Raw genomic sequence first — 7,385 nt, forward strand, 5'->3', positions numbered from 1 at the left:
ACTGTGGCTCTGGAAACGCTGACTTTTTTCATCAAAAATACGGTTCGCTAATTGCTCAAATTGATCCGTTAATTGCTTTTTGGCGTCACTGAGTAAGGCGATCTGTTCCGCGGTCGCGGATTGCAGATGTTGGTAGGCGCTCTGCTGGCGGGCAAGCTCCGCTTTTAATTCACTGCTACTTTGCTCGTATTGACTCAGGCTGGCACGACTCGCCGCCAGTGCGTCGGCTTGCTGGGCCACGCGATCAACATTTACCGCCAAGTCGCGCTGACTGGTCTGCAATTGCTCTCGGCACGTTGTTAGACTGTGCTGCGCCTCAGCCAGTTGCCTTGTTTGCTGCTCTATATTTAGTTGCAAACCCGCTATCTCGGCTTGGCGCGCCGCAAGATGAACTCCAGCAATTTTACGCTGAATCAAGAGTCCTGCGCCAAAACCAAGGCAAAGCGCTATTGCCGCGATTCCGGCAATAATAAGTATTAATTGTTGATCCATGTAAACGTGGTCCCGAACTAGTCGACAATGCCACGCCGCAAATTACAATTATGATGAACGTGGCTCATTATTCATTTTCAGGGGCGCGCATAGTGCCGCTGGCTACCGGTACCGCATCGCCGCCAACCCTCACGACCATTGTCGCCGTCGCTTTTTTAACAAACTCTACTTTTAGCACACTCTGGCGCTGGGCTTTGTGGCCACGCTCAAGCCAGAAGGCATGGGTGCCGTCGGCCAAGCCACGGGTTTCGCATAAGCTCGCCACAAAGGCGGGAATAGCAGCGCCCACCGGCGGACTTTCATCCTGCGCGATATGGGCGCCCAGTATACGCAGATGAAAGTCTGTCTGCAGCGATTCCGTTTCGCTGCAATATACCAGCACTTCGTTTACGGGCGCCGATCCCGCACTACTGCGCGACCAAGCCTCTAAATTAAATCGCGCCCGGTAAACTGCGTCGAGCGAGCGCAGCGGTACAATTAAATAGGAGGAATCGCAACTCACAAACAAGGTTTTCGCTTTCAGGGTTTCAATATCTTGAACACCCAAGCCCAGTGCTGCTTGCAGCTCCTTGGTGTCTGGCACATAGCGGTCAATTTGGGCACTCACCGACATCGATAGCTGGGTTAATAAGCGCCCTTCATGCTGAGCCAACACCACATCAAATACTTTATTACCCTGGGAGAATTGAATTATTGAATTTTCTTTGCTCGTTGCTAAGGCCTTGCTGTGCACCAAGGCGCGGGCCGCCGCAACAACGCTATGGCTACCCACCGCCCTTTCACTTAAGGGAGAAAACACCTTTAATTCCGCACTTACTGTGCTTTTGCCGGGTAACACAAACACAGTTTCAGGATGGTTGATTTCCCTAGCAATGACCTGCATTTGCCTTGCGCTCAACCCTTCGGCTTGCGGGAATACGGTAATTTGGGCGCCACTAAAAGGCGTGGGGGTAAATACATCAACAGTATGAAATGCATAATCCATAGTGCAGTCCTCAACAGGTAGAAACGAGCGTACTGTTTTAGTGCCGTATAAGCAGCAAAAATACAGCGGCGGTATTATCTTAACCATAGCCGGATTTATGCTTTAGCCCAAACAGCAAATGTATATTATTTTATTCGTCGACGATTTTCTTTGTATTCGGCTTCCAGCCTACCTGTTTAGCCCACAACGGACTTGGGGTACTCACTCTGATCGGGTATTGACCGGTTTTGCGGTCTTCAAAATATTCCGTCAGCATATCGGTGACAATCGGAAAAGCAAGTTCTGACCACGGTATATCTGCTTCGCTGAATAATTTAGATTCAAGGCTCTCTGGCCCAACACCGAAATCGCCGTCTAAATTGCCTCTATAAAACACATATACTTGGTTGATGTGAGGAATATCAAATAAACGGTATAGCGCCTCATCTTTTACTTTGGCGGTGACTTCTTCAAGGGTTTCGCGAAGCGCTCCGTCGAGCATGGTTTCACCATTTTCCATGAAGCCAGCAGGAATTGTCCACGAGCCAATTCTCGGCGCAATTGCGCGACGGCACAGCAGCACTTGATCACCGGCTATGGGCAAGCAACCCACAACAACTTTGGGGTTCAGATAATGTATCACGTCGCAATCGGGACAAACATGACGGAGACGATTATCGTCTGCGGGTATTTGCTGTATTAGTTTAGCCCCACAATTACTGCAAAAATTCATCAAGCCGCCACACTCCTCGTTACTTAGCGCAATTCACTGTATTTTCCCTCGTGAAACACCAAGGGCTTGGCGCCGGGCTTGGTTTCCATCTCAATGACGTTTCCGACCACAATGATATGATCGCCGCCATCGTAGCGTGCCCATGTCTCACACTCAAAGCTTGCTAAACAATTGCGCAAAACCGGTGCACCACTTTTACCAATACGAAACTGCTCGGGAGCAAGGTCGTGATCATTCTTTTTAGAATACGCATTGGAAAGCGCCACTTGGTCTCTGGCCAGAAAATTTACCGTGAACATCTTGGTTTTATTAAAAACATCGAGACACTCTGAGTCATTGCGCAGACTCCACAGTACCAGGGCCGGGTCCAAGGACACCGACGCAAAGGAATTAACAGTCATACCAAATGGCTTACAGCCTTCAGGGTTAGCCGTTATTACACATACGCCGGTCGGGTATTGGCCAAGGGCATTTCTAAATTCACGCGGATCGAGACTCATAAGGTTTCCTGTCATTTTTTATATATGGCTTTTCGCCACTTTATTTGTGCGCTGCATTATACACAGCGCCACGTGCTTTGTTCATCGGCCTAGCTACGCCAAGTGGACGACAAAGCTTAGGAAAACCGCGCTAGTCTCGCCAACGCTTACGTGCCTGCTGATCGGCTTGACGCGCATCTACCCAACGCTGCTCACCATTGAGAGTGCACTCCTTTTTCCAAAAGGGGGCCTCGGTCTTTAAATAGTCCATAATAAATTCACAGCCTTGAAAAGCATCCAGACGATGCGCTGCGCTCACCCCGACAAAAACGATTTGATCCTGGGGCTGAAGTACACCAACCCGATGGATGACGGTAACAGCAAACAAGGGCCAGCGCTGCTGCGCACGACTGACTATTTCAGTAATACATCGCTCGGTCATGCCAGGGTAATGTTCCAATTCCATGGTCAGCACATCATCGCCCTGATTACTGTCTCGCATCAGGCCGACGAACTGCACAACCGCCCCGCTCTGGCGCGAGTGCGAGGCCAGGGCTCTGCACTCTGCACCCACATCAAAATCAGCTTCGCCAACACGAACGACCACACTCACATTAACCCCCTGTGACCGGTGGATAGAACGCGACTTCGTCACCAATACTAATTGGGGTGTCGTCTCCAGCCAGATCCTGATTGACCGCGCACAGGGTGTTCTCCGCCGCCAAGACTTCACGCCACAGTGCACCACGCGCAGCTAAAGACGCCTTTAGCACCGCCACGGTACATGTTGTTAAATCGATGTCAGCCGCAGACAAACTAACTTTGGCAGTACCGAGCAATTCGCGGTATTTAGCGAAAAACAATACCGAAATCATGGTTTAGTCGCCTCTTCAAACAGCCAGTCACCCGAGCGGCCACCCGACTTTGCCAACAGGCGAATGTCGGTTACCTGCATCGCCTTATCAACGGCCTTGCACATGTCATAAATGGTCAATGCAGCCACAGACACCGCTGTCAAAGCTTCCATCTCGACCCCAGTCTGCCCTGCTAATTTACATATTGCTAAAATATCTACCGCGCTGCGCTCATGGTCTAAAGCAAATTCAAGTTTTACCGACGACAGCATAAGTGGATGGCACAGGGGAATAAGGTCTGCGCAACGCTTGGCACCTTGAATACCCGCAATTCTCGCTACAGCCAAAACATCGCCTTTTTTATGGCCACCGCTCGCAATTAGCGCGAGCGTTGCCGGCGCCATGATCACCGCCCCTGCTGCTCGGGCTTCCCGCTGGGTAACGGCCTTATCGGTCACATCCACCATCTGGGCGTTGCCTTGGGGATCAAAATGGGTCAATTCACCGCTCATATGTTTACCACTGCACTCATTTACATTTCACTGCCACATAAGATAATTACTGACGCCAAAACTTATGCGAATTTACCATCGGCGACAAAGGGGTTGGTTTCGCGCTCATGGCCAAAAGTCGACCTTGGCCCATGGCCTGGTATAAAGGTAACGTCATCACCTAAAGGCCAGAGCTTCGTTTGTATCGACGCGATTAGGGTGTCGTAATCACCGCGTGGGAAGTCTGTACGACCGATAGAGCCTTGGAATAACACATCGCCGACAATTGCTAGGCGAGCTTGCTCATGAAAAAAAACAACGTGGCCAGGAGTGTGGCCGGGACAAAACTTAACCTGTAATTGCTGATTGCCAAAACTGACCGTGTCTTCGTCGTCGAGCCAGCGGTCAGGCGTAAATGGGTCTGCATGAGGAAACCCGGTCATTTTGCACCATTCGGGCAGCTTATCTATCCAGAAGGCATCTTCCTTCTGAGGGCCAATAATCTGGACACCGTACTTTTTCCGCATGACATCCGCCGCAGCGCAGTGATCCATATGGCCATGCGTCAAGTAAATAACCTCTAGAGTGCCCTCCAGAGACCGAATAGCCGCCTCGATTTTATCGATGTCACCACCCGGATCAAAAATCGCCGCCTTGCCGGTTTCTTCACAAACCATAACAGAGCAGTTCTGCTGATACGCCGTCACCGGCACGATTGAGTACTTTATCGTCATAAGTCCCCAGAATTCATTGTATAAAACCACAATGATAAGCAGTAAGCCGGCAAGTTAATAGGCTTGAACATTAAATGCGGTAATAGATGTAAGGAATAGCGACCCAATTATTGATCAAGCGGGTAAACCACTGAAACCGGCGATGGCTTAGCCAGATTCAATATTACAGCGACAAGGGGGTTGGCCACGTTAGCGTCGCAGCCTGGCCTGCTTAGGAAGGAAAAACGCAAATCACTTACAAATCGACTTATTTGTACACTACCTGACCACGGTACATTTGACGAGTCTGTCGCTTTACTGGTGTGTCCGCCGATACAGTGCCACTAGTCTTATCCCTTACAATCTTTGCGCCTCGATAGGTCATATCCACCGATTGCGCATCGCGTGGCGGAGCAACAGCAGACTGCGCCGGCTCAATTTGAAACGGAATACCCGCCAACTTCATGATTTCTACCACTGTTTTACGGGTGAAAGGATCACGGCTTCTTTTCCCCAAGTCTCCCACTGTGGTGAGCAACGCCGGATCAGCCAAGCGTATTCGCGTCCCAAACTCGGCGAAAATTCGAGAACGCAACTGTTGCAAGAGCGCCACCATTTCCGGAGAGTAAACCATAGAATCCCTTAAAATATTTAATTGCCAAGCCACAATACAGCCAATAACCACTCATCGTACTCCAGCAATAAATGTTCCAAAACACAAATATCAACTAACTCAACAGCTTAACGTGAAACTCTTACGCGGTTCGCACCCACATGGCGCAACCATAACTTGCCGCACCACCAAGAAGCATTAACGAAAATGAAAACACATTGGCAATTGCCATTAAGCTGAAACTTCGTTAGAGTAGCCGCCCTTAAAACCCGCCCCACAATGGTTTTAAGTAAAGATTTTGTGAGGTGCCCTAGCGACTGACTCAGAGGCCTTGCCAAAGACATCGCCCCCAGGGCGATAACGAGCACGCAGGTGTGCGACCCTGACGCTCATAAAACCATCTAAAAAAGCGCGAATAACGATTTTGGTGAGGTGTCCGAGTGGCTGAAGGAGCACGCCTGGAAAGCGTGTAACGGGTTAAACTGTTCGAGGGTTCGAATCCCTCCCTCACCGCCATTATTAAACTCTAAAACCCTGTTTTTACAGGGGTTTTTTGTATACAGACCTCCGCAAGACCGCCAACGAAACCGTCAAATTCATACACCACAACGTCAAATTCTCATCTAAAATATTAACAAACTGAATCGCCAACCTCTTCCCCAATCGTTTAATTGACCGAAACCGAAACTGCCTCGTACACGGCACCAATTTCAGGGGTTCGCCTAATGAGTTCATGGTGATTATCAAGCGTCCACGTTTTAGGCTCTACGGGAACTCCATCGTAAGTCTCAAGCACAATCTCTGCCCCTTCAACCCCATACCTGCTGAGAATATATTTTAACGCCTCGTCATGCCCTGACTTACAAGCTTAAACGAGCTTAACTTCTGGTCTGCTAGACGGCTTATTCTTGCTACAGGGAAAAACACAAGCTCGATGAATGGGACCCCCGCCTCATAAAGACTTGCCAAAGCTGATACTGGTACGGCGTGCTCAGCAACCGTTGGCTGCGCGTCATCTAAATTCTTCTCTATGTAGAGGCAACCATATCGACGATTACCGGTAGCCATCCCAAGCACATTGTGAGCACCCCGCAGCCTTCGCCCGATCTCTTCCCTCACCTCCCTATTTGCGTTAAAACGACAAATCCGCCTAATCGTAGCGACATTGGCTTCGCATAAATCGCTAATTTCCCGTATTAAATCAGCTGCGGTTGCACCGTTCTTTCCCTTTACACCGGGTAGGCGGTAACGGCCCTCATGCACAAATTTCCTGATCGCCGCCAACAACTGAAGTACATACTCATGGTCCCATTCCGCATCGGATTGACGAGAGCGCCGCTGCTCAAAAAACAAACAAGCGCGAACTCGACTCAGCGAACTATGATCACGCCGGTTGGCAATGTCCGCACATCTGTCATCGCTAGAATCATCAGGGTACGCGGCATAACCATCAAAGCTCAACGCGAACTCATGGAGTTCCGACGCCGGTGCATCATCATTTGGGATATCGTTTAAATGCAGCTTCTGGTTACTGATCTTTTCCACGAGCTTCTCCTCCTAGGCCTTTCTCCACAGCATTGCGGGCATCCAGCAGGCGTTTCCGCGCCAAGACTAGGGGCCTGTAGCGACCCAGGTTGAGGGTGTCGCGGCGACCATTGAGGCGGTAGTCGTAACGGAAGGTGATGGTGCCGGTTTTCGACACCGTCACGTACATGCCATCGCGGTCGGAGACCTTGAAGGGCGCGGCATTGGGCTTGAGTTTGCGTAGTGCTGTATCGGTCAACCTATCAGGTTTCTCCTGTGTTTGCGGTTTGTTACCGTCAAGGGTCAGGAGCCCTGATGATGTCCCTAACTTATTGATACCAAAAGAAGTCAGGGCGTAATTCGAGGGGTTCGCGATACCGTCGCTTTTACCGCCAAGTGTTACTGCTTACCGGTGATAGTCACCGATAAGCAATAAAACGTAAACTCAGTAAAATCATCAGCTTACACCACATTCCCGATGGTTACTGACAGCCCCTTAAAGACGTACTTTCACTCCCACTC

General features: G+C 50.0%; 10 protein-coding genes, 1 tRNA gene and 1 pseudogene. 1 reads left to right on the forward strand and 11 read right to left on the reverse strand.

Annotation, left to right across the window (positions count from 1 at the left end):
* The 9 genes and pseudogenes from ABYP33_RS16415 to ABYP33_RS16455 form a co-directional block, all read right to left on the reverse strand.
* Window positions 1-492: pseudogene (locus ABYP33_RS16415) on the reverse strand (DNA recombination protein RmuC); the annotation flags it as partial.
* 67 nt (window positions 493-559) lie between these two features.
* Window positions 560-1,477, reverse strand: coding sequence for a PhzF family phenazine biosynthesis protein (locus ABYP33_RS16420; protein ID WP_373092232.1), 918 nt, complete (start codon window positions 1,475-1,477; stop codon window positions 560-562).
* 130 nt (window positions 1,478-1,607) lie between these two features.
* Complete coding sequence (locus ABYP33_RS16425; protein ID WP_373092233.1) at window positions 1,608-2,189, reverse strand: NUDIX hydrolase; 582 nt, start codon at window positions 2,187-2,189, stop codon at window positions 1,608-1,610.
* A gap of 23 nt (window positions 2,190-2,212) precedes the next feature.
* On the reverse strand, window positions 2,213-2,689 hold the full coding sequence (locus tag ABYP33_RS16430; RefSeq protein ID WP_373092234.1) for a flavin reductase family protein: 477 nt from the start codon (window positions 2,687-2,689) through the stop codon (window positions 2,213-2,215).
* Between the two features lie 130 nt (window positions 2,690-2,819).
* Window positions 2,820-3,281, reverse strand: coding sequence for a molybdopterin synthase catalytic subunit MoaE (moaE, locus tag ABYP33_RS16435; RefSeq protein ID WP_373092235.1), 462 nt, complete (start codon window positions 3,279-3,281; stop codon window positions 2,820-2,822).
* Between the two features lies 1 nt (window position 3,282).
* Window positions 3,283-3,543: a MoaD/ThiS family protein gene (locus ABYP33_RS16440; protein ID WP_373092236.1), complete on the reverse strand. Its 261-nt coding sequence runs from the start codon at window positions 3,541-3,543 to the stop codon at window positions 3,283-3,285.
* Window positions 3,540-4,034 carry a cyclic pyranopterin monophosphate synthase MoaC gene (gene moaC, locus ABYP33_RS16445; RefSeq protein WP_373092237.1) on the reverse strand — a complete coding sequence of 165 codons (495 nt, stop codon included), beginning with the start codon at window positions 4,032-4,034 and terminating at the stop codon, window positions 3,540-3,542. The genes ABYP33_RS16440 and moaC overlap by 4 nt, the downstream gene beginning before the upstream one ends.
* 62 nt (window positions 4,035-4,096) lie before the next feature.
* Complete coding sequence (locus tag ABYP33_RS16450) at window positions 4,097-4,747, reverse strand: MBL fold metallo-hydrolase (RefSeq protein ID WP_373092238.1); 651 nt, start codon at window positions 4,745-4,747, stop codon at window positions 4,097-4,099.
* 247 nt (window positions 4,748-4,994) lie between these two features.
* Window positions 4,995-5,411: a hypothetical protein gene (locus tag ABYP33_RS16455; RefSeq protein WP_373092239.1), complete on the reverse strand. Its 417-nt coding sequence runs from the start codon at window positions 5,409-5,411 to the stop codon at window positions 4,995-4,997.
* Window positions 5,412-5,765: 354 nt separating this feature from the next.
* Between ABYP33_RS16455 and ABYP33_RS16460 the strand changes: the two genes are divergently transcribed.
* Window positions 5,766-5,855 (forward strand) — tRNA-Ser (locus ABYP33_RS16460).
* Window positions 5,856-6,176: 321 nt separating this feature from the next.
* Here ABYP33_RS16460 and ABYP33_RS16465 read toward each other — a convergent pair.
* Entirely contained in the window at window positions 6,177-6,884 is a 708-nt protein-coding gene (locus tag ABYP33_RS16465; protein ID WP_373092240.1) for a hypothetical protein, read from the reverse strand.
* Entirely contained in the window at window positions 6,868-7,122 is a 255-nt protein-coding gene (locus ABYP33_RS16470) for an Arm DNA-binding domain-containing protein (protein WP_373092241.1), read from the reverse strand. Before ABYP33_RS16470 ends, ABYP33_RS16465 begins: the two co-directional genes overlap by 17 nt.
* Between the last annotated feature and the right edge of the window lie 263 nt (window positions 7,123-7,385).

Source organism: Zhongshania sp. (assembly GCF_041584495.1).
In the GTDB taxonomy this organism is placed as follows: Bacteria; Pseudomonadota; Gammaproteobacteria; order Pseudomonadales; family Spongiibacteraceae; genus Spongiibacter.